This window comes from Christensenellaceae bacterium 44-20 (assembly GCA_041223705.1).
Classification (GTDB): domain Bacteria; phylum Bacillota; class Clostridia; order Christensenellales; family Christensenellaceae; genus QANA01.
In genome coordinates this window covers 440,920-465,583 of record JBCLQU010000001.1, presented here as the reverse complement: position 1 = coordinate 465,583, position 24,664 = coordinate 440,920, and the positions used below count along the sequence as shown (strand labels likewise).

27 protein-coding genes are annotated in these 24,664 nt (G+C 52.8%); 4 read left to right on the top strand and 23 right to left on the bottom strand.

All coding sequences use genetic code 11. The annotated features are described in order from the left end of the window. Position 1: 1 nt before the first annotated feature. The 6 genes from AALG83_02500 to AALG83_02475 form a co-directional block, all read right to left on the bottom strand. Complete coding sequence (locus AALG83_02500; GenBank protein MEY8382028.1) at positions 2–778, bottom strand: alpha/beta hydrolase; 777 nt, start codon at positions 776–778, stop codon at positions 2–4. Next, positions 775–1,260 carry a ribosomal protein S18-alanine N-acetyltransferase gene (gene rimI, locus AALG83_02495; protein MEY8382027.1) on the bottom strand — a complete coding sequence of 162 codons (486 nt, stop codon included), beginning with the start codon at positions 1,258–1,260 and terminating at the stop codon, positions 775–777. The genes AALG83_02500 and rimI overlap by 4 nt, the downstream gene beginning before the upstream one ends. Then, positions 1,257–1,940 carry a tRNA (adenosine(37)-N6)-threonylcarbamoyltransferase complex dimerization subunit type 1 TsaB gene (gene tsaB / locus AALG83_02490; protein ID MEY8382026.1) on the bottom strand — a complete coding sequence of 228 codons (684 nt, stop codon included), beginning with the start codon at positions 1,938–1,940 and terminating at the stop codon, positions 1,257–1,259. Before tsaB ends, rimI begins: the two co-directional genes overlap by 4 nt. A 2-nt stretch (positions 1,941–1,942) precedes the next feature. Further along, complete coding sequence (gene tsaE / locus AALG83_02485) at positions 1,943–2,371, bottom strand: tRNA (adenosine(37)-N6)-threonylcarbamoyltransferase complex ATPase subunit type 1 TsaE (GenBank protein MEY8382025.1); 429 nt, start codon at positions 2,369–2,371, stop codon at positions 1,943–1,945. Positions 2,372–2,414: 43 nt separating this feature from the next. Next, positions 2,415–3,311: a YitT family protein gene (locus AALG83_02480; protein MEY8382024.1), complete on the bottom strand. Its 897-nt coding sequence runs from the start codon at positions 3,309–3,311 to the stop codon at positions 2,415–2,417. Between the two features lie 94 nt (positions 3,312–3,405). Continuing rightward, complete coding sequence (locus AALG83_02475; GenBank protein MEY8382023.1) at positions 3,406–3,765, bottom strand: type II toxin-antitoxin system PemK/MazF family toxin; 360 nt, start codon at positions 3,763–3,765, stop codon at positions 3,406–3,408. Between the two features lie 70 nt (positions 3,766–3,835). Between AALG83_02475 and AALG83_02470 the strand changes: the two genes are divergently transcribed. Further along, positions 3,836–5,164: an amino acid carrier protein gene (locus AALG83_02470; GenBank protein MEY8382022.1), complete on the top strand. Its 1,329-nt coding sequence runs from the start codon at positions 3,836–3,838 to the stop codon at positions 5,162–5,164. Between the two features lie 28 nt (positions 5,165–5,192). Here AALG83_02470 and AALG83_02465 read toward each other — a convergent pair whose 3' ends face one another. The 4 genes from AALG83_02465 to gpr all read right to left on the bottom strand — a co-directional run bounded on the left by AALG83_02465 (position 5,193) and on the right by gpr (position 8,735). Next, positions 5,193–5,846: a zf-HC2 domain-containing protein gene (locus AALG83_02465; protein MEY8382021.1), complete on the bottom strand. Its 654-nt coding sequence runs from the start codon at positions 5,844–5,846 to the stop codon at positions 5,193–5,195. A gap of 50 nt (positions 5,847–5,896) precedes the next feature. After that, positions 5,897–6,673: a glutamate racemase gene (gene murI / locus AALG83_02460; GenBank protein ID MEY8382020.1), complete on the bottom strand. Its 777-nt coding sequence runs from the start codon at positions 6,671–6,673 to the stop codon at positions 5,897–5,899. A gap of 170 nt (positions 6,674–6,843) precedes the next feature. After that, complete coding sequence (spoIIP, locus tag AALG83_02455) at positions 6,844–7,779, bottom strand: stage II sporulation protein P (GenBank protein ID MEY8382019.1); 936 nt, start codon at positions 7,777–7,779, stop codon at positions 6,844–6,846. Between the two features lie 41 nt (positions 7,780–7,820). Then, positions 7,821–8,735: a GPR endopeptidase gene (gene gpr, locus AALG83_02450; GenBank protein MEY8382018.1), complete on the bottom strand. Its 915-nt coding sequence runs from the start codon at positions 8,733–8,735 to the stop codon at positions 7,821–7,823. Between the two features lie 128 nt (positions 8,736–8,863). Here gpr and rpsT point away from each other — a divergent pair, with 128 nt between their 5' ends. Further along, positions 8,864–9,130 (top strand): 30S ribosomal protein S20, encoded by a 267-nt coding sequence (gene rpsT, locus AALG83_02445; GenBank protein MEY8382017.1) that lies wholly within the window; start codon positions 8,864–8,866, stop codon positions 9,128–9,130. A gap of 87 nt (positions 9,131–9,217) precedes the next feature. Here the strand turns inward: rpsT and holA are convergent, their stop codons facing one another. The 12 genes from holA to AALG83_02385 form a co-directional block, all read right to left on the bottom strand. After that, the gene (gene holA, locus AALG83_02440; GenBank protein MEY8382016.1) at positions 9,218–10,198 is read right to left on the bottom strand and encodes a DNA polymerase III subunit delta; all 981 of its coding nucleotides are present in this window, start codon (positions 10,196–10,198) and stop codon (positions 9,218–9,220) included. Further along, complete coding sequence (locus AALG83_02435) at positions 10,185–12,263, bottom strand: ComEC/Rec2 family competence protein (protein ID MEY8382015.1); 2,079 nt, start codon at positions 12,261–12,263, stop codon at positions 10,185–10,187. Before AALG83_02435 ends, holA begins: the two co-directional genes overlap by 14 nt. Before the next feature lie 97 nt (positions 12,264–12,360). Continuing rightward, positions 12,361–13,065 carry an MBL fold metallo-hydrolase gene (locus AALG83_02430; protein ID MEY8382014.1) on the bottom strand — a complete coding sequence of 235 codons (705 nt, stop codon included), beginning with the start codon at positions 13,063–13,065 and terminating at the stop codon, positions 12,361–12,363. Continuing rightward, a complete protein-coding gene (locus AALG83_02425) occupies positions 13,062–13,571 on the bottom strand; it encodes an ECF transporter S component (protein MEY8382013.1) in 510 nt (169 codons plus the stop codon). Before AALG83_02425 ends, AALG83_02430 begins: the two co-directional genes overlap by 4 nt. Positions 13,572–13,590: 19 nt before the next feature. Continuing rightward, positions 13,591–14,589, bottom strand: a complete 999-nt coding sequence (gene plsX / locus AALG83_02420) for a phosphate acyltransferase PlsX (GenBank protein MEY8382012.1) — start codon at positions 14,587–14,589, stop codon at positions 13,591–13,593. A 53-nt stretch (positions 14,590–14,642) separates the two neighbouring features. Continuing rightward, the gene (locus AALG83_02415; GenBank protein ID MEY8382011.1) at positions 14,643–14,954 is read right to left on the bottom strand and encodes a hypothetical protein; all 312 of its coding nucleotides are present in this window, start codon (positions 14,952–14,954) and stop codon (positions 14,643–14,645) included. A gap of 8 nt (positions 14,955–14,962) precedes the next feature. Then, on the bottom strand, positions 14,963–16,339 hold the full coding sequence (cysS, locus tag AALG83_02410) for a cysteine--tRNA ligase (protein MEY8382010.1): 1,377 nt from the start codon (positions 16,337–16,339) through the stop codon (positions 14,963–14,965). A 118-nt stretch (positions 16,340–16,457) separates the two neighbouring features. Continuing rightward, positions 16,458–17,720: a zinc-binding dehydrogenase gene (locus AALG83_02405; protein MEY8382009.1), complete on the bottom strand. Its 1,263-nt coding sequence runs from the start codon at positions 17,718–17,720 to the stop codon at positions 16,458–16,460. Between the two features lie 86 nt (positions 17,721–17,806). Continuing rightward, positions 17,807–18,499 carry a metallophosphoesterase gene (locus AALG83_02400; protein MEY8382008.1) on the bottom strand — a complete coding sequence of 231 codons (693 nt, stop codon included), beginning with the start codon at positions 18,497–18,499 and terminating at the stop codon, positions 17,807–17,809. Then, positions 18,496–19,104: a ribosome biogenesis GTP-binding protein YihA/YsxC gene (gene yihA, locus AALG83_02395; protein MEY8382007.1), complete on the bottom strand. Its 609-nt coding sequence runs from the start codon at positions 19,102–19,104 to the stop codon at positions 18,496–18,498. Before yihA ends, AALG83_02400 begins: the two co-directional genes overlap by 4 nt. Beyond that, positions 19,101–21,416 carry an endopeptidase La gene (gene lon / locus AALG83_02390; protein ID MEY8382006.1) on the bottom strand — a complete coding sequence of 772 codons (2,316 nt, stop codon included), beginning with the start codon at positions 21,414–21,416 and terminating at the stop codon, positions 19,101–19,103. The genes yihA and lon overlap by 4 nt, the downstream gene beginning before the upstream one ends. 184 nt (positions 21,417–21,600) lie before the next feature. Beyond that, positions 21,601–22,329 (bottom strand): tRNA threonylcarbamoyladenosine dehydratase, encoded by a 729-nt coding sequence (locus AALG83_02385; protein ID MEY8382005.1) that lies wholly within the window; start codon positions 22,327–22,329, stop codon positions 21,601–21,603. A gap of 183 nt (positions 22,330–22,512) precedes the next feature. Between AALG83_02385 and AALG83_02380 the strand changes: the two genes are divergently transcribed. Continuing rightward, the gene (locus AALG83_02380) at positions 22,513–23,322 is read left to right on the top strand and encodes a mechanosensitive ion channel family protein (GenBank protein ID MEY8382004.1); all 810 of its coding nucleotides are present in this window, start codon (positions 22,513–22,515) and stop codon (positions 23,320–23,322) included. Between the two features lie 35 nt (positions 23,323–23,357). Here AALG83_02380 and cysK read toward each other — a convergent pair whose 3' ends face one another. Then, a complete protein-coding gene (cysK, locus tag AALG83_02375; GenBank protein MEY8382003.1) occupies positions 23,358–24,290 on the bottom strand; it encodes a cysteine synthase A in 933 nt (310 codons plus the stop codon). Between the two features lie 157 nt (positions 24,291–24,447). On the opposite strand from cysK, the gene AALG83_02370 reads away from it, so the two are divergent. Next, positions 24,448–24,654: a hypothetical protein gene (locus AALG83_02370; protein ID MEY8382002.1), complete on the top strand. Its 207-nt coding sequence runs from the start codon at positions 24,448–24,450 to the stop codon at positions 24,652–24,654. Positions 24,655–24,664 lie beyond the last annotated feature (10 nt).

The window sequence follows — 24,664 nt, the reverse complement described above, 5'->3', positions numbered from 1 at the left end:
GTCAATGAACCCCCAAAAATACTTTTACTATTTTCATATACTGCGCATATTGATCGAGATAGGAAAAGTGCCCCGCATTTTCCAGGACGACCAGCCCCGCATCCGGGATTTTCTTTTCCATAATTTCCGCCAGCCCGACTGGCGTATCCGCATCCTGCCTGCCGTAGACCAGCAGGGAGGGCGCCTTGATGCCCGAAAGATAGGGCGTGAGATCTTCATTCACAACCCGCACAAATGTGCCGCGCATGGCCTCGTTTTTCAGCGCCTTATAATCAGCCGAGCCCGCCTGAGCAACCCGCAGCTGCACATCGACGCCAAAACATTTGAAAATCGCTCTTCCCAGCTTGCTTTTGGCCGCCTTTTTGCAGAGCTTAAAGAAATAAACCTTTCGATAATATTTCAGCGTGCGCCGTGGCTTGACCCCTGCCGCATCCGTAAAGACGATTTTTCCCACCAGCTTTGGATAGCGGTTCGCCAGCAGGATGCTCACCCTCCCGCCGAACGAGTGGTTGATGATATCCGTGCCCTCGATGCCCATTTCCCGGATAAAATCCGCCGTAATTTCCATATAATCGGCGACGCACATGGCTCTGTCCGGGATGCCGCTCTCGCCAAACCCGGGAAAATCCAGGGCATAGACCGTGCGGTATTTGCTCATCTCCTGTATCACAGGCAAAAAGCTGTTGATGCACCCGCCCCATCCATGCAGCATGAGCAGCGGCGCCCCTGCGCCGGTAATCTCATAATGAATTTGTATGCCGCGAATTTCCTTCTTCACTCAGCCTGCCGCTCCATTTCCGCCCCAATGCCCCGTTTCCACATGATCAGGGCATCTTCGCCGGTATCTTCATAATAGCCCTTGCGCACGCCTTCCACTTCAAACCCAAGCCCGGCATACAGCGCAATTGCCGCCGCATTGGTTTTGCGCACTTCCAGCGTCAGGCTATCCGCGCCAAGCTGCCAGACCTGCCGCAGAACGCCCTGCAGCAAATATCTTCCATAGCCCTTCCGCCTGTGAGCCGGAGAGATGCACACCTTATTTATATGCGCCTCATCCAAAATCATCCATATCCCTGCATATCCCAGGGCCTCTTTACCCTGCCTGAGCAGGAAATATCGGCTTTGCCTGGAGCAAAGATCCTCCCGCAGCACGCCGCTTGGCCAGGGCGAAGAGAAGCACGAGCGCTCTAACCTGCGCAGATCCGCAAAATCCTCTATGCCAGCCCGCACAACCTGCAACTGCTCCATCTGCAAACTCACTGCCCTTTTTCCCTCAAATTCCGCTCTGCCTGGGACTGCACCAGATAATTGAGCTTAGCCTGCTGGCTGGTGAGCAGGTTTCCCTGCTGCATCGCCGCCAAGGCCAGCGGATATGCCGCGCTCGCCCTTTGCAGGCAAAACTGGCTGGGCGCAAATGTACATTCCGGAAAACGCTCTTTTAAATCCTCCAGGTAGGCCAAAGCGCCGTCGCCCACAAAATAAACCGGCTGATTTTGCGGAAGTTTTTCTTTCAACTCATTCAGCTCCAAAACGCAGTCTTCCAATCTTTTTTGGCCATTCTCATAGATAGCTGCAAAGACGCGCCGGTTGCGCGCATCCATCAGTGCGCAGACAATGCCGCGTTGTTCCGGGGCATTTTGCGCCAGCAAATCCAGAGAACTCACTGCGGCAATCCCCTTGCCCGTGGCCTGGGCGAATGCTTTGACCGTTCCAATGCCAATGCGCAGCCCAGTAAAAGAACCCGGGCCAATGCTCACAGCGAAACAATCCATCTGGGAAAGCTTGCATTCCGCTCTTTCAAGGCACTCATCAACCAGCTCCATCAAGACAGCCGAATGATTCAGATGATGATGCAGATAGATTTCGCTGATGAGCCGATCCTGCTCGAATACTGCGACGGAGCAGACCGCGCCGGATGTATCGATCGATAGTAAACGCATCGCTATTTTGCCTCCTCCAAGCGCTCTTCACCCTGCATGAGAATCTCACGGGGCTCCTCGCCTGCTCCAGTTAGTTTGATAAATACCGTGTTTTCCGGCAGCAGTGCGGCAATGCGCTCTGCCCATTCGATGACGGCGACCTGCCCATCCCCCAAATATTCAGAAAATCCAATCTCATAGAGCTCTTCGGGCTCCTCGATGCGGTAGACGTCAAAATGGTTGAGGGGCAGCCTTCCCATGTATTGACGGACGATGGTAAACGTTGGGCTTGTGATGGGCTTATCAATTCCAAGGCCAGCCGCCAGGCCCTGCACAAACACAGTTTTCCCGGCTCCCAGCCCTCCATCCAGGGCAATGGTGCATCCGCCGGAGAGTGTTTGCCCAATTTTTTTTGCAAATTCATACGTCTCCCCCGGAGAGTTTGTCCTCACTGTGCGCATTTCACCCAGCCCTTTCCATCACAATAGGTATATTCTACAATGAAGCGTCTGTTTTTTCAACTTTTGCTTTTTCCCGGCGCGGCTTATCCCCGAAGGTAAAGCCTTCCCCCGTCACTTCCTTGGCCTCCCAGAATACGATGAAGGCCTTGGGATCGATTTTATGGACGATCTCCTTGACCCAGCTCACTTCCCGGCCTTTCTCCACCACGCAGAGCAGCGCAGGATCCTCGTGGCCGCCATAGCCGCCCCTCGCCGACAGCTCAGTTACGCCGCGATCCATCTCCTGCAGAATCTGCTCCTCAATCTCCTGATATTTAGGGCTGATAATGAGAAAAGCGCTGGCGCGGTTGATGCCTTCTGTGAAGATCTCCATCACTTTTGTGGAAATATAGAGCCCGACAATGGCAAACAGGGCCGTCTGAATATCGAATACAATGCCCGTCGCCACGACAACCAGAACATCTATCGCCAGCATACCAACGCTGACGCTGATAAACTTGAATTTATGGTGAATGAGCATGCCAAGTGTATCTGTGCCGCCCGTGCTACCGCCAAAATAGACCGAGATTCCAAGCCCCAGCCCCATGAGCACGCCGCCGTAAATCGAGGCCAGAAGCATATCCTCCGTCAGCGGGCGAATCGGGAAAAGATCCGTCAGCAGAGAATACATGATCATCGCATAAAGCGAGCGCAGGACAAAGCCCGAGCCCAGCTTTTTAAAGGAGACCAAAAACAGCGGGACGTTTAGAACCAGCATCGTGATGCCGACGGGCAGGCCGAACAGATAGTATAAGATCGTCGCGATTCCAGAAAAGCCGCCTGTGGAAATCTGGTTTGGGAGCAGAAAGTAGTTCTGCGAGAAAATGGAGATCGCGACGCCAATGGTTATGGCGATATAGGAGATAATCTTGTTGTCTTTTAGCTTGCTCATCAAATACCTCAAAAAATTTGCCGGCGCAATGCCAGCGATAGAAAATTAGCGCAGAGACGCGCTCTACGCTAATAGTATATCATATTATTCAGTTTTATAAAAAGGTTTTCTCTTCGCACTGCACTCCCACGCTGATGCGCAAAGCTTCATCCACCTTGCTCATCACCTCTTCCGGGAGCCTGCCAACCTTATTTCGCAGCCGCCGTTTATCCAAAGTTCTAAGCTGCTCCAAAAGAATATAGCTCCGCTTGGAGAGCCCGCTGAATTCGCCAATATCGATGTGTGTTGGCAAAGTATTTTTCTTCAAACTCGAGGTGACTGCGGCAACAATTACAGTTGGGCTGTACCGGTTTCCCACGTCGTTTTGGATGATGAGCACCGGGCGGACCCCGCCCTGCTCCGATCCCAAAACGGGATCCAGGTCTGCAAAATAGATCTCGCCTCTGCTAGGCATATCTCTCACCACCTCGGTATATTCTATACTATGCGCGCACCAATCTTTTGCGCTTAGAATATGGTGAAACATGGGCGACTTATTTTTAAAGCTAAGCGACTTACTTTGGAAAACCTTTATGCCGTCCCTCATCCTGGGCACAGGCATTTTTCTCACTTTCAAGACACGCTTTTTTCAATTTAGAAAATTTCATTCCTGCATCAAAATTCTAACGGACAAAAGCGCAAATAAGAATACGCTTTCTCCCTTTTCCGCTCTGACGACCGCTCTGGCGGGCAGCGTGGGCATTGGCAGCATCGTGGGCGTCGCGACTGCGCTCTCCCTGGGCGGCCCGGGCGCCGCGCTTTGGATGCTCTTTTTTGCATTCGCCGGCATGATCATCAAGTATGCAGAAATACTTCTGGCCATGAAATACCGCGCCAAATCTTTGGATGGCCAGATGATCGGCGGCCCGATGTACTACTTAAAATACGGAGCGCACAGCCCCATCGGCGCCGCACTTTATGCCCTTTCAGCCGTTTTTGCCAGCTTTGGCATCGGCAATATCTGCCAATCCAATTCTGCCAGCACAGTGCTCGCCTATGAGTTTGGCGTTCCCCAGTGGCTCACCGGGGCCCTGCTCACGCTTTTTTGTGGCATGATCATCCTGCGGGGCGTCAAGGGGATCGCGAAATTCACCTCCATCGCCATTCCCATCATCGATCTTTTATTTTTGCTCTGCGGATTGTTTGCAATTCTAGCCAATCTGGATCGGCTCCCGCAGGTTTGCACAGTCATTTGGCAGGATGCCTTTCGCCCGGCCGCGGCAGGCGGCGGGCTGTTCGGCGCGCTCATTTCCCAGCCCATGCGCTACGGGATCTCGCGCGGCATCTTTTCCAGCGAAGCAGGGCTGGGCAGCGCCAGCATCGTCCATGCGGCCGCCGAGAGCAAGGAGCCTGTGCGCCACGCCATGCTGGGCATCTTAGAGGTCTTTATCTCGGTTGTGCTGGCTTGCGGTACCAGCGCGCTTGTTCTGCTGCTCTCTGGCATCCAAAATTTGGAGGGCGCCGCCTATGCCTCTGCTGCCTATGAGGCTGCCCTGCCCGGGTTCGGCCGCTATTTTATCCCCGTCATCCTCTGCCTCTTTGCCTTATCCGCCCCTCTTTCCTGGTCTTTTTACGGCGAACAGGCTCTGCGCTATCTACTCAAAAATAACCTCTCCCCCAGGGCACAGCTCTGCTACCGTCTGTTTTTCCTGTTTGTGCTCTTTTGGGGCGCGACGACAAAGGCCAGCATCGTCTGGGCGCTGTCGGATTTGCTCAACGCACTCATGGCGCTTCCAAACCTATTCGCATTGCTTCTGCTGTCCGGAGATGTTTGGAGGGAAACCAGGCACTATCTGCAAAAGCACAGAGAATGAAAAAAACCACCTGCATTGGGTGGTTTTCTTAAACTCCTGGTAAAAACAGCGCTCGATATTGCTCCAAATCCACGGCAATATCGCTGTATTCAAAAAACGGCAAAAGCACTTCCCGCATTCCCTCTATGGGCAAATAACTTCCGCCTTCTGCCGGCTCCAGGGTTATCTCTCGGTCTTTTAGAAATTCCAGCAGCTGCTGCGCCTGTGCCTCCTCTAAAACCAGAATATCCGCGTCAAACGCGCTGTAGGAAGCGCTGCGGTATTTCATCTCCTGCCCACTCTCCTCGGGCTGCTGCTCGGCTGGCAGGGCGCAATCTTCGCTGGTGTATCCGCCTGCGCATTCGTTCTGCGCCATCGGCAGATCTTTGCGCGCATATAAATTCATATTCTCAAATAAGAACATGCCGCTGATGAGCAGGACGGCCGCAATGCCTGCAAAGGCCGCGGCTCTTTTTCTTCTCGCGCCCGCCTGCCGGCGGATTTTCCGAATGGCCGGAGCGATAAAATCCGGAGCATCGGCTGCGCTCTTTCGCAGGGCTTCCAGCATATTCTGCGCGTGCTCCAGCTCCTTTTTGCATGCTCTGCAATCGGCCGCATGCGCCAGAAAAAGCGCTCTCTGCTCCCCAGGCAAAGCATCATCCAAATAATCATCTATCATGGAGGAAAACATTTTGCAATCCATTTTTAACACCTCCTCTATCCATTAGACGCATAGTTTTCGCATAAGTTCCCTCATGCTTCCAAAATCTTTCGCATGAGCGCGACACTTTCCGGCCCTGCCGAAGAGAGAATCTCACAGCTGGCGTTCCCCCTCTGGGAGAGCATCTGCTCCTGCTCCAACACGCGCCGCAGCTGCCGCACTGTGCCGTATCTGCCGTCATAGAGCGTGCATGAGCCGGAAAAGCGCTGTTTTGCGATCTTTTGAATGAGCGGCGCAATGAAAGAATAATGCGTGCACCCAATCACGACGCCTGAGATGGGCTGCCTGGGAAACTGCGCAAATTTTTTTTGCAGATATTCCGCAATCTCCTCGCTTTCAAACTCCCCTTTTTCCACCAAATCTGCCAGCCCTTTGCAGGGAACCTGGATCAGCCTGTCTCCGCAGCCAACCCGGTCTACCAACCTGTGATAGCGCGCGCCTTCTATCGTAAACGGGGTCGCCAAAACCAGAATTTTTCCTTCTTCTTTGCTTTCGCTTGCCGGCTTAATGGCTGGCTCTATGCTGACGACAGGAATCTGATAGCGCTCTCTCATGGCGTGGATTGCCGCGCCCGTGGCCGTATTGCAGGCCACGAGCAGAGCCTTGACCCCCCGCTCAAACAGCCGATCACAGCATGCAAAAGAAAGGGCGCGTATCTCCTCTTCGCTGCGCTCTCCATAAGGCGCATGTGCGTTATCGCCATAGAAAATAAAATTCTCTTTGGGAAGCTGCTCTCTGGCGTGCTTTAATACGCTAAGGCCGCCTACGCCCGAATCAAAAAAGCCGATCGATAACTCTCTTTTCTCCATATCTTTCCCGAAAATATTCATATATTCGCGTCTGCCATTTTCTATTTCCTGATGCCGCGGCAAATGCCCACGCACGGCATCACTTCAAGAACATTATATCATGATTGAAAGCAAGCGCAAGTAAATAACAATAAAGCACGCCGGCTCTTTGCCGGCATGCTTTATTGGCCTCAGCGGCTTATTTGGATTGTCTCGTTCATTGCCTTTGCAACATAAGGAATTGAGTTGAGCGCATCCTGCAGAGTATTGGCATCATGGCCAACCTCGATCAGCATACAGTATTTGCCCACCTGCTGATTATAGCGCCCTGTGCGGATACGCGGCGCTTTGCAAAGCCCTTTGGCATATCCATTGAGCTTGCCCGTGATGTTCTCTGCTAAGGCATTGTTGGTATCAAAATCCGGCTTATCGTCGTATTTTTTCCCTTGGCCGACAACAAACATCACCTTCGCACAGCGCTTGCCGTCAACTTCCACCACGTCGTTTTCCATATTCTCCAGCCCCAGTGAATCCCGATGCACGTCGATAAAGATCTGGATTTCCGGGTATTTTTCCTTGTACTGCTCAATCGTGGCCAAAGAGCGATCATAAGCTGTGGTCAGCTTGGGCGGCTCGTGGTCTGTCGTGTCGTGAATCACAGTATATCCATAGCTCTCCAGGCAGGTTTTCAGCTCTTCACCAACCCGCACAACGCTCTTTTCATGATCCTTGGTCCGGTCTGTCCCGGAAGGCTCATAGCTGTCTTCCGGCGTCTGCCGGTATGCCTCATTGGTATGTGTGTGATAAATGAGCACGTTCACTTTGCCCGAAACCGCATATTCTCTATCCTGCCCACTCTCCTGGCTGGGCGGCTGGATTTCCTGCTCCTCTTTTGGCGAAAGCCAGTCCGAGATGTTTCCATCTGCGGTAACGGGAATGCTCTGATTTTCGCCCTCCCCGGGAATCAGGCTGCCGCTGAGCTCAGGCGATTTTTCCGGGTAAAGCCGGAGCAGTCCATCCGAAGCAGCCAGCGCGCTGCCTCCAAGCAGGCTTTGAACCGATAGGCATAACGTCAGAAAGAAGAGCATCATTGCTCCTCCGGTCAGAATCCGCGAAGAATTTTTCATGGCTTTTCCCTCCAATTATCCCTATTCGGAATATCGGAATTTTAGCACTCCATGAGGTTATCTATTTTCTCCTGCGGGAAGTCTGGATTGAGCGCAAAGTTCAGCGAGAGCGCCAAAAGCACCGCCGTCTTTTCGGATAAGATATCGATATTTTTGGGTGTAACGATAAGTTCTGCTCCATTCGCAGCCTGAATTGCCGCAAACAGCGCCTGAATATCCTCCTCTTCCACCGTCTTGTCAAAAGCCGCCTCCAGCAGATCGCAGGCTATGGTGGAGGCGTAGGTCACCATCGGGACGCCTATGGCGATCACCATAGCTCCAAGAGAGCCCTGCGTCAGCTCCTTTCTATGGTTCCCAAGCCCAGAGCCCGGCGCAATCCCGGTATTGGAAATCTGTATGCTGGCTCCAATCCGCTCGGTTTTGCGGGAGGCCAGCGCATCGATGGCGATGATCACATCCGGCTTCACCTGCTGGGAAACACCGCGTATCACTTCTTCCGATTCCATTCCCGTTACGCCCAGCACGCCCGGAGCGATCGCCGAAACGCTGGCCACATCCTCTCCGGCAATTTCCGGGAGATTCTGCTTGATATGCCGGGTTACGAATATCTTTTCGCATACCTTCGGGCCAAGGGAATCCGGCGTAATCCGGCGGTTGCCCAGCCCGACGACCAGCGCCGTTTTTCCCCCTTCCGCGCCGATAAACTCCTGCATCACGCTTGCGACGCTATGGGCAGCATCCGTCAGATCCACCGAATTTTTTAAAGAGACGTCGCCCACCTCCAGCGTGAAGTATTTTCCCATGGGTTTTCCCAGCTTCTTCGCCCCTTCCTCGGAATCGACGTATACTTTTGTGCAGGAAAACCCGCCAATCTCATCGCTTTGCATGCGCACTCCCGCCAAAGCCCCGGCATCTTCGTTCAGCTCGGAAGCCAGATCTGTTCTGATATTTCGCATTGATGCACCTTCTTCCCTTTTTTCCTAATAGTATAGGCAGAATAATGAAAAAAATCCCTTGCATTATGCGGGCGAGTGTGATAGTATTTTTACTGTTGAATTCGATTATTACGATAAGGGGTGAAAAAATGGCTAATATCAAATCTGCGAAAAAGCGCATTAAGGTCATCGCGAAAAAATCCGAGCAGAATCAGAGCGTGCGCTCTGCTTACAAAACGCAGCTGAAGAAATTCGATGCTGCTATCGCTGCCGGCAATGCCGATGCTGCAAAAGCTCTGGCGAGCGAAACAGCAAGCGTTGTGGATGGCGCCGCGACCAAAGGCATCATTCATAAGAACAAAGCAAACCGCAAAAAGGCCCAGATTTCCGAGAAGCTCGCTTCGCTCTCGAAATAAGGGAAAACAGCCTATAAAACCCCCCTGTTTTATAGATGTGCAAAAAAACTTCCGGCCACCCTCCGGAAGTTTTTTTATTTCTCTTTTTTATACCGCTCCATAGACGCGCAGCATCGCCGTCTCAATCCCCTCCGCCTTTCCGCCGGATTTAATGGAAAAATCAATGGATTCCAGGGTTCTCAGCGCCTGCTTTAATTGCAGCATGGTAAAATGTGCGGCATCCTCGCAGGCCAGCTTAGCCGGATACTCCTTGATTCCTGCCTTTTGCATTTCCGAGACCGCCATGCGCTGCGTCCATCCCGCATTCAGGCAGGATTTTGCCATATAAATTGGCGAAATCTTTGAGATGATTAGGCCGATGAACCCGGCAAAGTTCTTTCTGTCTCGCTGTACTTTGCGCAAAATATCCATGGCCTTGTCATACTGCCCCGCCATCATCAGTTTATGAAAGCTGAAAGTATCGTACTCTGTGGAGGCGGAGAGAATGGCCTCCATCCCCTGTTCGGGCGGCGCGGATGGGTAAAACTTCAGTTTATTGATTTCGTTTTGGATGGCATACATATCGCTGCCACAGACTTCATAGATCAGCTCTGCAGACTGGCGCGGCAAAATCACGCCCTGTTTCTTGGCAGAGCTGGCAATCCAGCGCAGCATGGCGGCATCTGCCAGAGAATCGCACTGCACACAAACTGCCTTTTTCATCAGCGCCTTTGTAAACGCTTTTCGGTTATCCAGCTTGCCATGCTTTATGACAACGAGCTTGGTATATTCCGGCAAATCTTCCAGGAGTTCGGGCATATGGCTGTTTTTTTCAAAAAGATCCAGATCCTCCAGCTGCACCACCCGGTGCTCCGCAAAACAGGGCATTTGCCTGCACATATCAGATATCTCGCGGAAATCTGCCTTTTCCCGGTAAACCGTATAGTTAAAGCCGAAGTTCTCTACCCGCAGTTCGGCGATAAGCTGTTTGGCCGTAGTATCCACCAGATACGGCTCGTTGCCATAGAGGAAAAACAGCTGCTCCGCCTTATATTCTTTTCGTTTTCGCAAAAACTCAGCTGCTTCCATACATAGCCTCCAATCTCGTGCGCTTTTGGAAATGCACCGTTACTTTTCCCGCCTCATATAAATTATAGATCCGGCGTTTTCCATCGTCGGAAACAGGCAGCACCCTTCCCCACTCCGGGATGCGCAAAATAAGATGCCCATATTCAACGCCGTCAGAAAGCGCAGTGCGGTCTGCGCCTTCCCAGTATAGCACATCTGCCTGCTCTTGGCCATTCGGCCCATCCTCGGAAAGATCCATCACGCATACGCTGTGCCCGTCTATTTCTACACGAATCTGCTCAATCATTCGGTGAGTCTCATGATATATGATGAGTATGCGGCACCGCGGGCTGAGCGGCAAGATCATGCTCCCCATTTCCGTGCACGCAATGCCATAACGCTGTTCCAGCACTCTGACCGCATCCGGCACGGCCAGAATTTCCCCGGCATACCCAAATTCCCAAAGCCGCTCGACTCCCTCAGTATGCCGCTCCTCTTTGGATAGGCAGAGCGTATATTGCGGCGCATAGCCATTTTTGATCACATAGTCGGCGCTGCTTCTGCCTGCCGCCGTCCCAACCACAGCGCACGCCCCATTTTCCGCCTGAACAACTGCGCTTAGGCCATCTGCATTTAAAAAATCAATCTGAATCCCGGGGCTGAAAAACGGAGGAAGAAATGCCGCTCCTGCCATAATAACGGCAAAAACACCCGCGCAGATCGCCTTGGGCTTTCGGGAAAGGAAGTTCTGGCGCGAGAGAAGAAAGAGGAGCAGAAACCAAAACAGCAGAAGGAGCGCTCCTGGGCTGGACAGCCCCAGCGCCGCCCTCTTCCAAATTTCCGCGCGCCCGGCAAATGCCTTCAAAACGCCAAGCAGCCCATCTCCTATCACCCCAAGGAAAGATACTGCTTCTCCAAATACGCCGTAAATCAGCGTAAAGATGGTCAGAAGCGGAAGAAGAAAAGAAGTATACAGCGTTACAAACAGGTTTGCCAATAAGGAAAATGCCCATATCTTATTTTCCTGGCGAATGAGCAGCGGCAATAAGCCGATATTGAGGCAGAGCACGCTGGCCAGGGATTTTGACAAAAAATCCGGCTTGATGCGCGAAAGCAGTTTTTCAAAATAAGGCATCAGGCAGATCAGCGAAAAGACCGCGGCATAGGAATACTGCACGCCCAGATCGTAAACTTTCGCCGGGTTCGGCAAGATAGTGACGAAGAAAGCCAGCGACAGGAATGTGAGTTCATCGCCCTTCTTCCAGCAGATGCTGCAAATCTTCAGCGCACCGTAGTAAATTGCCATTCTCCAAACTGCTGTGTTCTCTCCAAAAATGAGAAGAAATATGAGAAACAGCAGAATTCCAGCTCCGTCGCGCCATTTTTTCGGCACATGGCAGAAGAGCAGAAAGCGCTCCAAAAGCATGGCGAAGAAAAACAGATAAATACCCGAGATGGAGAGGATATGCCCGATATCCGCCTGCTCAAACTGCGCGGCAACTTCCGGCTCCAGATCACCGTTTTCCCCGAGCACCAGACTTTGCGCCAGGGCAGATTCCCGAAACAGCCCTTTCATCTGCGCCTTCATCCAGCGGTTCACCCCATGAAAGAAGGAAGCGGCATCGCCCGCCTCTCCTGTTTTCCGATCGGTGAGCGCCGTGCCGCGCAGCAGGACATTTTGCGAGCGGCAATAGAGAAAATCATCAAAGCCCAGCGGATAGTCTGCCCGCTCGGGAATGCGCAGATTTACCTGCGCAATGATATAATCATCTACCTGATAATCCGATTGGGAGGAAAGAAAAATTCCTCCTTCCAGCTTCTCTTCCCCTATCTTCACCTCACCGAGGCGATAGAGCACATATCCCTCCTTCTGGGTTTTGCGTTCAATCCGCCCTTCCACCACCGCGCCATGCTCGAGATCCATCTGGGTGTAATCAATGCAGAGCGCATGCCGCATCGAGCCAATGCCGCAGAAAAAGATGCTAGCCAAGAGCAGAAAACCCGCAAAACTCCGGCGGTAACAGCAGAGAAACCCGAGAAACAGAGCTGCTGCCACGGCAAAGAAAGCGGCGCAGGAAAACTCCACCGCTCCGCCCAAAAGCAACCCTAACAGGAACGCAACAGCCGCGAAAAACAGCGGGCGCCGCGCCGTCAGACTGCAATATGGAAAATGATCTTGCCATCTAAATTTCAAAAGTCATCCCACTCTTTGCCAAAATTGCCTCTTCTGCGGCCTCCCTACGAATCTGTTCTCGGGTATACAGCGGAGAGAGGTGCGTTAAAACCATCTTCCCAGCAAATCTTCCGACCTCGCATGCCTGCCCGACGCTCATATGCGGCGCGCCGGCCCCAGCCTGCGCCTCTAAAAGCCCCGCATCCAGCAGGGCAAAATCTGCCATCTCTGCCAGGCGCTCGATGGCCTTATTGCGCGTCGTATCGCCCGAATATAGAAAGCAGGTTCCCTCTTCCTCTGCCATGACGGCATACGCCTCAACCGGGTGCGTCATTTTAGCAAAAACCAGCTTCATATCCGCAATCTGAATCTCCAGATCATCCCAAATCGGATGCACATCAAAGGCGGGCAGGGCATATAGCCGCGCCATTTCCTCTGGCGTTTGGGGCAGATAGAGCGCCGGCTTTTTTGGCAGTTTGAGCTGTGAGAGTGCGTATCCCAAAATCTGCAAATCCGAAATATGGTCGAAATGCAGGTGCGTCAGGATGATGGCATCTATCTTGGAGATAGGCAGATGCTTTTGCAGCTGCGCCAGACCGCCGTTGCCCAAATCCAGCAGAACATTGCCGCCTTTTTTCCCTTGTAACAAATAAGAGGAGCAGGCGCCGCCTGCCGGAGCAAACGGGCCATACTCCCCCAAAATCGTCAGTTTCATGAAATCTTCGCTTTCTGGGGCAATGCAAATTTTTTCAGCGCATACCACACAGGCGCCGAAATCACAACGCCGCCTGCCAGCTGGATGAGATTGCCCACAATGGAAGCGGCTGCCGTAACAACGCCAAACATGACGCTTTCACAGACAAAATATCCCGCTGCCATGACAAACCCGGCCGCAATGCTGCCCAGCAAATAGCCTTTGATCGTCTTACTCTTTTTGAAAATGAGCATCGCAATCAGCGCCATCGCTGTTTTGACCAGGAAAGTCGGGATCGCATAAACTGCGGCGCCGGCCAGAATATCCGCCAAGGCGCTGCCCAGCCCCAGGGCAAGGGCCGTTACAACATTACAGCTAAAAAAGCTGCCCAGGTAGACGACCGAATCCCCCAGATTGACATATGCGCCCTGCGTCATGGGAATTGGCACGCGCACCGTAAAGGTAACCACACATACCAGCGCCGCAAGGATTGCGCCAACAAGGATCTTCCGCAAATTTTTGTTCATAAAAATTTCCTCCTTTTTCTCAGCTTAGCTGAGATAATTTTTCCTTGATCAGCTGAACTGTCCCCTGCTGCGTGAAAGTCCTCGCCTGGCGGATCGCATTCTTGATCGCCTTGGCATTGGAGCTTCCATGCGCCTTAATAACCCCCGAATTTACTCCCAGTAAAAGTGCTCCCCCGTATTCTGTATAATCCATCTGTTTTTTGAAACTTCTTAGTGCCGGCTTTGCCAAAACTGCGCCGATTTTATAGCTGGTCTTTTTCATGAATTCCCGTTTAAGCATCGTGGAAAATGAGACGGCGCATCCCTCCATCAGTTTCATCACGACGTTGCCCACAAACCCATCGCAGACGATCACATCGCAGGCTCCAAGCGGCAAATCCCGCGCCTCGACATTGCCGATAAAATTGAGATCTGCCTTTTTCAGGCGCTGAAATGCCTCCTTCGTCAGGGCATTTCCCTTCTCCTCTTCCGCGCCGTTGTTGACCAGGCCCACGCGCGGGTTTTGGATCCCCAGCACCTCATGCATATAGATGCTCCCCATCACGCCAAACTGTTCCAGCTGTTCCGGCTTGCAATCGACATTTGCACCGCAGTCGATAAGCAGAGCGCAGCCTGTGGCCGTCGGAATCACCGGAGCCAGCGCAGGGCGCAGGACGTTTTTTGCCCGGCGGACGATCAGCGTCCCTCCGGCAACTGTCGCGCCTGTGCTGCCTGCCGTCACAAAGGCATCGCCCTCGCCCTCGGCAAGCAAATTCATTCCAACTACCAGCGAGGAATCCTTCTTGGTGCGCACTGCGTTGACCGGCGGCTCTGCCATCTCGATTACTTCAGACGCATGGACGACGCAAAGACGCTCTTTGTCGTAAGTATGCTCCGCCAGATGTTTCTCCACGAGCTGTTGATCGCCAACCAGCTGGATCTCAATATCCGGGTATTCCTCCAGGGCCAAAACCGCCCCTTCTATGATCGCTTTCGGCGCATTGTCCCCGCCCATCACATCTAAAATAATTCGATACATACTGCCTCCCAAAACTCTATGAAAACAGCTCCGCGCCGGGAGCTGTTTGCCGATTAGCGTGTGTATTCGCCAAATTTTCTTCGGAAAAGGATATAGTAAACTACCAGCACAACAAGGCAGGCGCCGATAGAGGCCAATAGCACAATTTCCTGCGGGAAGAGATTGAACGCCTCAAAAATGCCGCTGACAAAGAGAATCGCGCCCAGGATGAGGGTGATAACCCGCAATAGCCTTTTTGCATCCTCCTTCACTTCATCCGGCAGGCGGTTATTCTGATATACATTGCCTTTTCCCGAGATACCAGCATAGAGCAAATAGGCTCCAATGGCGATATCCATGATTATTACGATATCAAGTGTTTCCATAATCCCTCTCAAATTTTATTGATCTTCATGCCATCCGCGCCGTCTTTGATCTCATAGCCTTTTTGCTTGAGTGTATCGCGGATCTCGTCTGCCAGCGCCCAGTTTTTCTGCGCCCTGGCCTCGGCTCTCTGTTCTGCCAGAGCCAAGATTTCCTCGGGAATTTTATCCTCTTCCTTCCAAAGCCCCAAAACATCCAGCAGCTCCCGCAAAATGCTTAGGCATTGCTCTGCCAAGGCTGCATCTTCATTTTCAGAAGTCAGCGTATTGATCTCGCGCACCAGCTCAAAGATGACACTGACAGCATCTGCCGTATTCAGATCGTCGTCCATCACAGCGATAAAACGCTGGCGGAATTCGTCCAGCTCTGCGGCCTGCTCTTTCCCCTTCTTTTGAGAGGAGATGATGTAGTTCAGGTTTTCGACGCAGTTATAGATGCGCTTGAGCCCGCTCTCTGCCTGCTCCAAAAGCTCTGCCGAGAAATTCAGCGGGTTGCGGTACTGCGCGGAAAGCATGAAGAGCCGCACAGCGATTGGCGCATACTGCTCTGTGATTTCCCGAACCGTGCGGAAATTGCCCAGAGACTTGCTCATCTTCTTGTTGTCGATATTGATATAGCCGTTGTGCATCCAGTAGTTTGCAAAAGGCTTGCCCGTCGCGCCCTCGCTCTGGGCAATCTCGTTTTCATGGTGCGGGAACTTCAAATCCTGGCCGCCTCCGTGAATATCCAGCGTATCGCCCAAAATCTTCTGGCTCATGGCACTGCATTCGATATGCCAGCCCGGCCTTCCCATGCCAAAGGGGCTTTCCCAGGCAGGCTCACCCGGTTTCTGCGCTTTCCAAAGCGCAAAATCCATGGGATCTCTTTTGACATCGTTGATCTCGATGCGCGCACCGGCCTCGCGATCCTCCAAATCCTGGCCCGAAAGCTTTCCATAGCCCTCAAAGCTCTTCACATCGTAATAGACATCGCCGTTCTCTGCAAGATAGGCGTGACCCTTTTCGATGAGCTCGGAAATGAGATGGATGATATCGCCGATATGCTCAGTCGCCTTGGGATGCACCGTTGCCGGCCGCACATTGAGCGCCTGCGCATCCTTGAAATACTCCGCAATAAAATGCTCGCCCAGCTCTTTTACAGTGATTCCCTGCTCATTGGCGGCGCGGATCATCTTATCGTCGATATCGGTAAAGTTCTGAACAAACGTAACCTTATTTCCCCGATACTCAAAATATCTTCTTAATGTATCAAATACGATGAGCGGCCGGGCATTGCCGATGTGAATAAAATTGTACACCGTCGGGCCGCAAGCATAGATTTTAACTTCTCCTTCGTGAACTGGCCGAAACTCTTCTTTTTTGCGCGTCATTGAGTTGTAAATTCTCATGCGTCCGCCTCCATTCTTAATCTATTTTATTATATCATCCGAAGCCGAAAAGTCAACGAAAGCGGCTTTTGCGCGCATAAAAAAACTGCGCCCGCAGGCGCAGTTTTTGTCGCTTTGGTTAGATGGCTTTTGCATTTGCCAGCAGATAATCCTCTGCCTCTTTGCTCCAGAGGTTGTTGTGTCTTGCGCAAATATCAGCCAGTTCCTTGTAGAACGGATCGTTCTTGCCAAGCTCAGCGAAATCCATAATCGCTGTCATGGGCATGGAAATCTGCGCATAGACCATCTTCTTGCCGCCGGGAATTTTGGGGTAGTTCAGCAGGGTCTCTGCCGCCGAATCCAGGCCGCCGACATGCGTGATCATCGCAGCCGGATTGATTTTTCCTGCAAAGGACATATCCAGTGCTTCCTGCATATCGTCGTCGTTGCTGCCCGAAGTGCCGAAGATGTTGACTCTTCTATAGTGCACCTTATGGAAGTTGATATTGGCGCTGAAATCGTGGTTGATGGGGCCGGCGAAGAAGTTCATGCAGCCGTTGTCTCCCATAATCTCATGGCCCTGCTCCAAAACAGCGGAGACCGGCGCGAACACGATGACATCGTCATAGCCCTTGCCGCCGGAAAGCTCCATCAGCTTATCCGTGCCGCCGTTTGCCTCTTTTGCCGTATTGACATAGTGCAACTCAATGCCCAGCTCTGCGGCGTGCTCTACCGTATAGATGGAAGAAGCGCGCGCCAGCCGCTCATCGTTGATATCCGTAACAACCAGAAGCTTGGGAGCACGGTCGCAGTGCAGCGCATAGTCGATGGCGCCGAATCCCATCGGGCCGCAGGATGCCAGAAGCGCCAGGTTGCCGCCCTTCTTGGTGCCCATCTCGTGATGATAAACCGCGTAATCCGAATGGAAGCAGCTGTGGTAGCCGCTGATGATGCAGGCCATAGGCTCGGAAACGGAGCCATAGAAATATGCCGCATCTTTGTCATAGGGGATGATGCAGTCCGCTTCGATGACAGAATCCGGAATATAGACGAACTGGCTGTTGCCGCCGCAGAACGTGCAGCCATAGCCGGCGACATTGCTCTTGCCGTCCAGGCCGAGCTTGATCAGGCATCTATCGCCTTCGTTATATTTGCCTTCCCACTTTTTGCCGACTTTATAGATTTCGCAGCAAAACTCGTGGCCCATAATCGAGGGATTTTCCGCAATATCTTCCGGAATTGCCCGGTGTGCCGTGCCCTGCTTAATGGCCTTATAGGTCGACATGCAAACGCTATCGCAAATTACTTTGCAGATAATATCGTTTTCCGTCATCTCCGGCAAATCGAACTCTTCAAACCGTACGTCGTCTTTGCCATGCATACGAACGCCCTTTGTCTTCATGGAATCAATCCTCCAATTTCAAAATTTCTCTTTATCTATCATAATACAAAGCACAATAAAATTCAAGTGCAACTTCCTTCCATGGCTCAGCAGATCTGCCTGAGCTGGAAGCCCAGATAATCGCAGGAGGTCAGAAAATATTCCACACCGTCAATGGCGATATTCTCATACTCCTCTTTTCGGATATACTGCCCGTGCAGATGCCCATAGATCACCTTGCGCGCACCAGCCTCGGCATAAAGATCAGTAAACTCGCTTCTCCCGTGGTTTTGAGAGAAGGGCGGATAGTGGCAAACGCCGATGAGCTCTCCCCCCAGCTTTTGGGCCGCCTTCAGGGAGAGCCTAAGCCGTTCCAGCTCGCGCGCAAAAACCTTCTCATCCTGCGCGTCAAAATCTTCTGCGCCGCGCTGCTTCCAGCCCCTCGTCCCAAAAAAAGTATAATCGCCCAGCCGAACCGCGTCGTTTTGCAAAAGGTACGTCTGGTTTTCCAAAAGTTCTCTGGTCTTCTTTAGCGAGCCATGCCAATAATCGTGGTTGCCGCGAATAATCACCTTCCGGCCAGGCTGCCGGCAAATAGCCTTCAAATCAGGCAGCGCGTCCTCGTAGCTCATGGCCCAGCTCAAATCTCCCGCGATGATGACTGCATCTTCCGGGGCGACGCACGCTTCCCAGCTCTTTTTGATTTTCTCCCAATGCCCCGCCCAATGCTGCCCGAACACATCCATGGATTTGCCCTGAGTCAGCGAAAGGTGCGGATCCGAGATAGCGAAAACTCTCATTCCCCTGCCCCCGCATTCAGCTCAGGCAAATACCGCTCCAAATAATCCAGCAATTCCTGCTTTCCATACCCTTCTTCTGAAGAAATGGGGATAATATCATAGGCAAAAGAAGACGGAATCTCCTTTCTTTTATGGACCGCCTCATTCTTGCGTTTGGATTTGGCAATTTTATCTGCTTTGGTCAGGCAGACGACATAGGGAATGGCGTAATACTCGATATAGTGCAGCATCGCGATATCTTCCTTAGTCGGTTTATGCCGGATATCCAGCAGCAAAATAACCGCGCGCAACTGTTTGCTGTTTTCAAAATAGGTGCGCATCATCTCGTCCCAGGTCTCTTTTTCCGCCTTGGAGACGCGCGCAAAGCCATAGCCCGGCAGATCGACCAAATAGAACTGCTGGTTGAGCAGGAAGAAGTTAACCAGCCGCGTTTTCCCCGGCTGTTTGGAAACGCGGGCCAGCTTGCTGTTATTCGTCAGCGCATTGATGAGCGAAGATTTCCCCACGTTGGACTTCCCTACAATGGCGATCTCCGGAAACTCCTGGTTGTTATAATCTTTTTTTAGTTTTGCGCTGCGCACAAATTCTGCCGTCCTGATAATCATCTCTGCTCCTCCAATCCCAGCTGGAACACTTCCCCTATTTCCCTAACCGGCCAGAACCGAACCTTGCTGCGCACTTCCTGGGGAATTTCCTCCAGATCAGCCACGTTGTCTTTTGGGATGATCACGTTTTTCAGCCCTGCGCGCACAGCCGCAAACACCTTCTCCCGCAGCCCGCCAATGGCCAAAACGCGCCCCGTCAGCGTAACTTCCCCGGTCATGGCAAAATCACCCCGCACTTTTCGGTTCAGCAGCGCCGATGCCACCGCCAGCGTCATGGTAATGCCGGCAGACGGCCCGTCTTTAGGGATCGCCCCTTCGGGCACGTGAATATGCAAATCCTTCTCTTTATGGAAGTTGGCATGGATGCCCAGCTGCTCTGCTTTGGAGCGGACGACGGTAATCGCCGTCCTGGCGCTCTCTTTCATGACGTCTCCCAGCTGCCCGGTCAATTCCAGCTCGCCGCTGCCCTCCATCACGCAGACCTCGATGGGCAGTGTTACACCTCCGCTGGCCGTCCAGGCAAGCCCGATGGCAACGCCGACGTCTCCCCGTCGGGGCAGGTTGGTCTCTAAAAAATGCGGCTTTCCAAGGAAATCCTCCAAATTTTTCTTGCCTGCGACGATCTGGCGGCCCTCCTCCAGATAGCGCTTTGCCGCCTTTCTGCAAATTTTCGCTATTTGCCGCTCTAAGGCCCGGACGCCGCTCTCCGAGGTATATTCCACTATCATTCTTTTGAGCGCTGCCGGCTGAATTCTGAGCATCTTATCATCCATGCCGTTTTGCGCTATCTGCTTAGGAATGAGATGCTTTTTGGCAATCTGCTCTTTCTCATACGGCGTATAGCTGGAAAGCTCGATGACCTCCATGCGGTCATAGAGCGCCGGCGGAATGCTCTGCGCATCGTTGGCTGTCGCGATAAAGAGAACCTGGGAAAGATCCAGCCCAATATCCAGATAATTATCGCGGAAATCGCAGTTCGTCTCGCCGTCCAGCACTTCCAGCATGGCCGATGCCGGATCGCCGCGGTAATCGCTGCTCAGCTTGTCAATTTCATCCAGAAGGAACACGGGGTTCATGCTCCCAGCCTGCTTCATGCCAGAGGCAATGCGCCCGGGCAGCGCACCGATATAGGTGCGCCGATGTCCGCGAATCTCGGATTCATCCTTCATGCCGCCCAGAGACATGCGCACGAAGTTCCTGTTCAGCGCATTTGCAACCGAGCGCGCAATAGAGGTTTTTCCAACCCCCGGCGGCCCCACGAAGCACAGGATCGGCCCTTTCATATCCTTTTTGAGCGTCAAAACCGAAAGGTATTCCAAAATCCGCTCTTTGACCTTCTTCATGCCGTAGTGCTCCCTATCCAGCACTTTCTGGGCATGCGGCAAATCCAGAATATCCTCTGTATATTTCCCAAAGGGCATGGAGACAATCCACTCCAAATACGTCTTGATCACGTGGTAATCCGGCGACTGCTGGCTGAGCCGCGAAAGCCTGGAAACCTCTTTCATCAGTTTCTCCCGCTCCTCTTCTGCCAGCGGAAGCCCTCGGATCATTTCGCGAAAATGCTCCAGCTCGGCCGCATCCTCCTCGTCCTCACCCAGAGATTTTTGAATCGCGCGAATCTGCTCGCGCAGGTAATTCTCTTTTTGGAGTTTTTCCAGCTGCTGCTTGGTTTTCTCGGAAATCTCGTATTCGATTCCCGCAATCTGGATCTCCCTTTGGGTGATGGAAAGAAGCTTTTCCATGCGCGCAAGGACCTCCAGAGTCTCCAGCAATTCCTGCTTCTCCTCCAGATCTTTGAGCATATTGAAGGCAATGGTATCCGCCAGCCTTTCCGGCTCGCGGATTTCCTGCAAAGCACGGAGCGTCTCTGCCGGTATCTGCCCGGAAATAGAGGCATAGTTTCGGCAATTCTCCAAGAGAAGGCGCATATAGGCGATGCTCCTCTCTCCGCGCTCCAAAAACTGCTCTGCTGGGAGAATGCGCGCTCTAAGGCTTGTCTCCCCCTTTTCCAGCCCAATGAGCCTCGCTCGATATTGCCCTTCTACCAGCACGCGCGCCATCTGGTTTTGCAGGCGCACCACCTGCCGCACTTTGGCGACAACGCCAATCTCATAGAGATCTCCCTGATCCGGCTCTTCCAAATGCGCGTCCTTTTGCGTTACCAGAAAAATCTCGCCAGTCCCCTCTGCCGCGGCACAGACCGCCTCAAGAGAAGAAGCCCGCCCAACCTCGAAGCTGAGCACCGTATATGGAAACGCCACAAGCCCCCGAAGCGGCACGACTGGCAGCGCAATCAAATCCTGATTCATGCAGTATATAACCTTTCTATCTTGATGCTGCCCCGCCTTTTCTCATCCCAGGCCGGCTGCCATTCTATTATAATATAAATTCACTTTTCACACAACTTCCAAGGCTCACTGCCCACGTTCCATCAAAAAAAGGATGCAAAAGAGCATCCTCTCCTAAAACTGCGGGGCAGCCGGCGCCCACGCGCTAGGCCTGCCCCGTCAATTCCCGCACAACCTGTGATGCCAGCATAAGCCCGGCCGTTCCCGGCACAAAAACTGCGCTGGCCGGAACGCGCTTGCGCCCTGCCTGCCCATCCAGAGGCAAGGGAGTGCGCGGCATTTCTTTTGAATAAACCACTTTCACATCCGTTATCCCGCGCGCCCGAAGCTCCCTTCGCATGACGCGCGCCAACGGGCAGACAGATGTTTTTTCCAGCCATGCAACCTCGAGCTGCGCCGGATCCAGCTTATTTCCCGTCCCCATACAGCTGATCACCGGGATATTCGCCTGCTTTGCGCGCAGGATGATCTCTATCTTTGCCGATACGGTATCTACCGCATCGATCACATAGTCATACTTTGAGAAATCGAACTGTTCCGCCGTTTCGGGAAGAAAAAAGCAGCAATGCGCCTGCACCTGGCAGGAAGGCGCGATGGAGGCGATGCGCCGCCGCATCACATCCACTTTCGCACTGCCGATCTCCTCCTGTGTCGCGATAATCTGCCTGTTTAAATTGCTCGCGCTGATCACGTCGTGGTCGATCAGCGTCAGCGCGCCAACCCCGCTGCGCGCCAGCGCTTCCACGGCATATCCTCCGACGCCGCCAATGCCAAAGACGGCGACATGCGCCTGCCTGAGCCGCTCCATCGCCGCTTCTCCCAGCAGCATTTCCGTTCGGATGAGCCTTTCGCGCTCTGTTTGCTCCTGATTCATCTTTCCCTCGCCTCTGTCTTTTTCTCCAGTATAATTGCAGCATCCCGGGCTCGTCAAGCGCAGGCGCATAACCGCCCGCCGCGCGGCATATCCATGAACGCAAAAAAATTTAAGGGAATACTGGCAAATCAAAGGAGGGATGATAAAATAGAAGCATATCAAGACGTTTTTGGAGGCCTAAGCATGACGCTCGAATCCATCATGAATTACAATATCGGCAATTTCACCGCCGGAAAGTTTCTTTCCGCCCTGCTGGTGCTGCTGCTCTGCCTTATCTGCACGAAAATTCTGGGCAGAATCTTTTCGCGCATCATCGATCGGCTGAAATTTGAAAAGAGCATGCACACATTTCTCAAATCCATTCTCAAAATACTGCTCTATACGCTTTCCGCCATTCTCACGGCCAGCAGCCTTGGCATCAACGTCAGCGCTTTCGTGGCCCTGCTGAGCGTCGCCGGGCTGGCTATTTCCCTGGCGCTTCAAGGGCTGCTCTCCAACCTGGCCAACGGCCTGACGCTGCTCGTCTCCAAGCCATTTGTCGTCGGCGATTATATCGAGACGGAGCATGCCGAAGGCAAAGTCAAGGATATCCGCCTGATTCATACGCTCATCTGCACTTCAGACAACAAAGATGTTTTCCTGCCAAACAGCGAGGTCGTGGGCGGCAAAATCATCAACTATACCAGAGAAGAGCGCCGGAGAATCGACCTCAAGTTTACCGTCTCTTACGACGCGCCTCTGGCCCAAACCAAGCAGGCGCTGAAGCAGGCCATTTCGCAGACGCCCGGCGCTCTGGCCGAGCCGGAGCCCTATCTCAACGTCTGCGCCTATCCGAGCAGCGGCATTGAGTACAGCATGATGGTCTGGAGCAAAACCGAGGATTACTGGAATGTGCAGAGCGCGCTGTTAGAGCAGGTGAAGCTCTGCCTGGATGATGCCGGAATTGCCATGTTCCAGGAGCGGCTGCAAGTTCAAATCAGCGAAAAGAAGTGAAAGAAAAAAGCTCTCAGCGCTGAGAGCTTTTTTGGTTACTCGTTTTCAAAAAGCGGCGTGCTGAAATAGCGCTCGGCCGTATCCGGCAGCACAGTTACCACAGTCTTACCCTTCCCCAGCTTTTGAGCCAGCTTTAAGGCCGCGGCAACGTTGGTTCCGCTGGAGATGCCGCACATGAGCCCCTCCAGCCGCGCCAAATCCTTCGCCGTCTGGATCGCCTCTTCATCCGAGACGATGTAGATGTCGTCATAAATATTCTGGTTGAGATTTTCCGGAATCACCCCGTCGCCGATTCCCATCTGCAGATGCGTCCCTACTGTTCCGCCGGCCAGGATCGCCGCATTTTTCGGCTCCACCGCCCAGATGACGATCTGAGGATTCTTTTCTTTGAGCGTTTCCCCAATGCCCGTGATGGTGCCGCCTGTGCCCACTCCGGAACAGAAGCCGTCAATAGGCCCGCCCACCTGCTCCAAAATCTCCTGCGCCGTCTGGATGCGGTGCACCATGGGGTTTGCAGGGTTCATAAACTGCTGGGGGACATATACCTTCGGGTTTTCTTCCTGCATTTTCATGGCCATTTTCAGGCACTGCTCGATGCATTCGCCGATATTGCCGTCGTCGTGGACGAGGATGACCTCTGCCCCGTAATGCCGCACGAGCTTCCTGCGCTCTTCGCTTACAGAATCCGGCATGATGATCACCGTCCGATACCCCTTGACGGCGCCAATCAGCGCCAGCCCAATCCCCTGGTTGCCGCTCGTCGGCTCGACGATCACCGTATCCGGGCCAATCAGCCCTGCTTCCTCTGCCTTTGCGATCATGTTATAGGCCGTGCGCGTTTTGATCGAGCCGCCCACGTTTAGCCCTTCATATTTTACTAAAACCTGCGCGCTGTCCGGCCCTGCCATATGGCTGAGGCGAATCATCGGCGTATTGCCCATAGCCGCAAGCACATTTTCATAAACCATGCGAAACCTCTCTTTAAGCAAAAATACAAAATCATTCCATTTTCATGCTATATTATTATATAACGCAGCGGTATTTTTTGAAACAATTTTCTCAAATTTTGCTTGGCATAATCTGCGCGCCGCGCTCCATACTATCAAAAATGAAAGGAGCAGCAGCATGTCAAAAGAAGAAAAACGCAGAAAGTTCAGCGAAGAATCCTCTGATCCATTTTACGACGTGATGAAAACCGCTTCCACGACGGAATGCACCGGGCTCGTCCCTTCGGGGATTCTCGACGAATCCGAATCCGAGGCATATGGCGAGCTATACGCCATTCATCCGCCCAAAGCCCCAGAGGATGGCGAGGAAAACTTCATTCGCTAAAAAAAGAAGC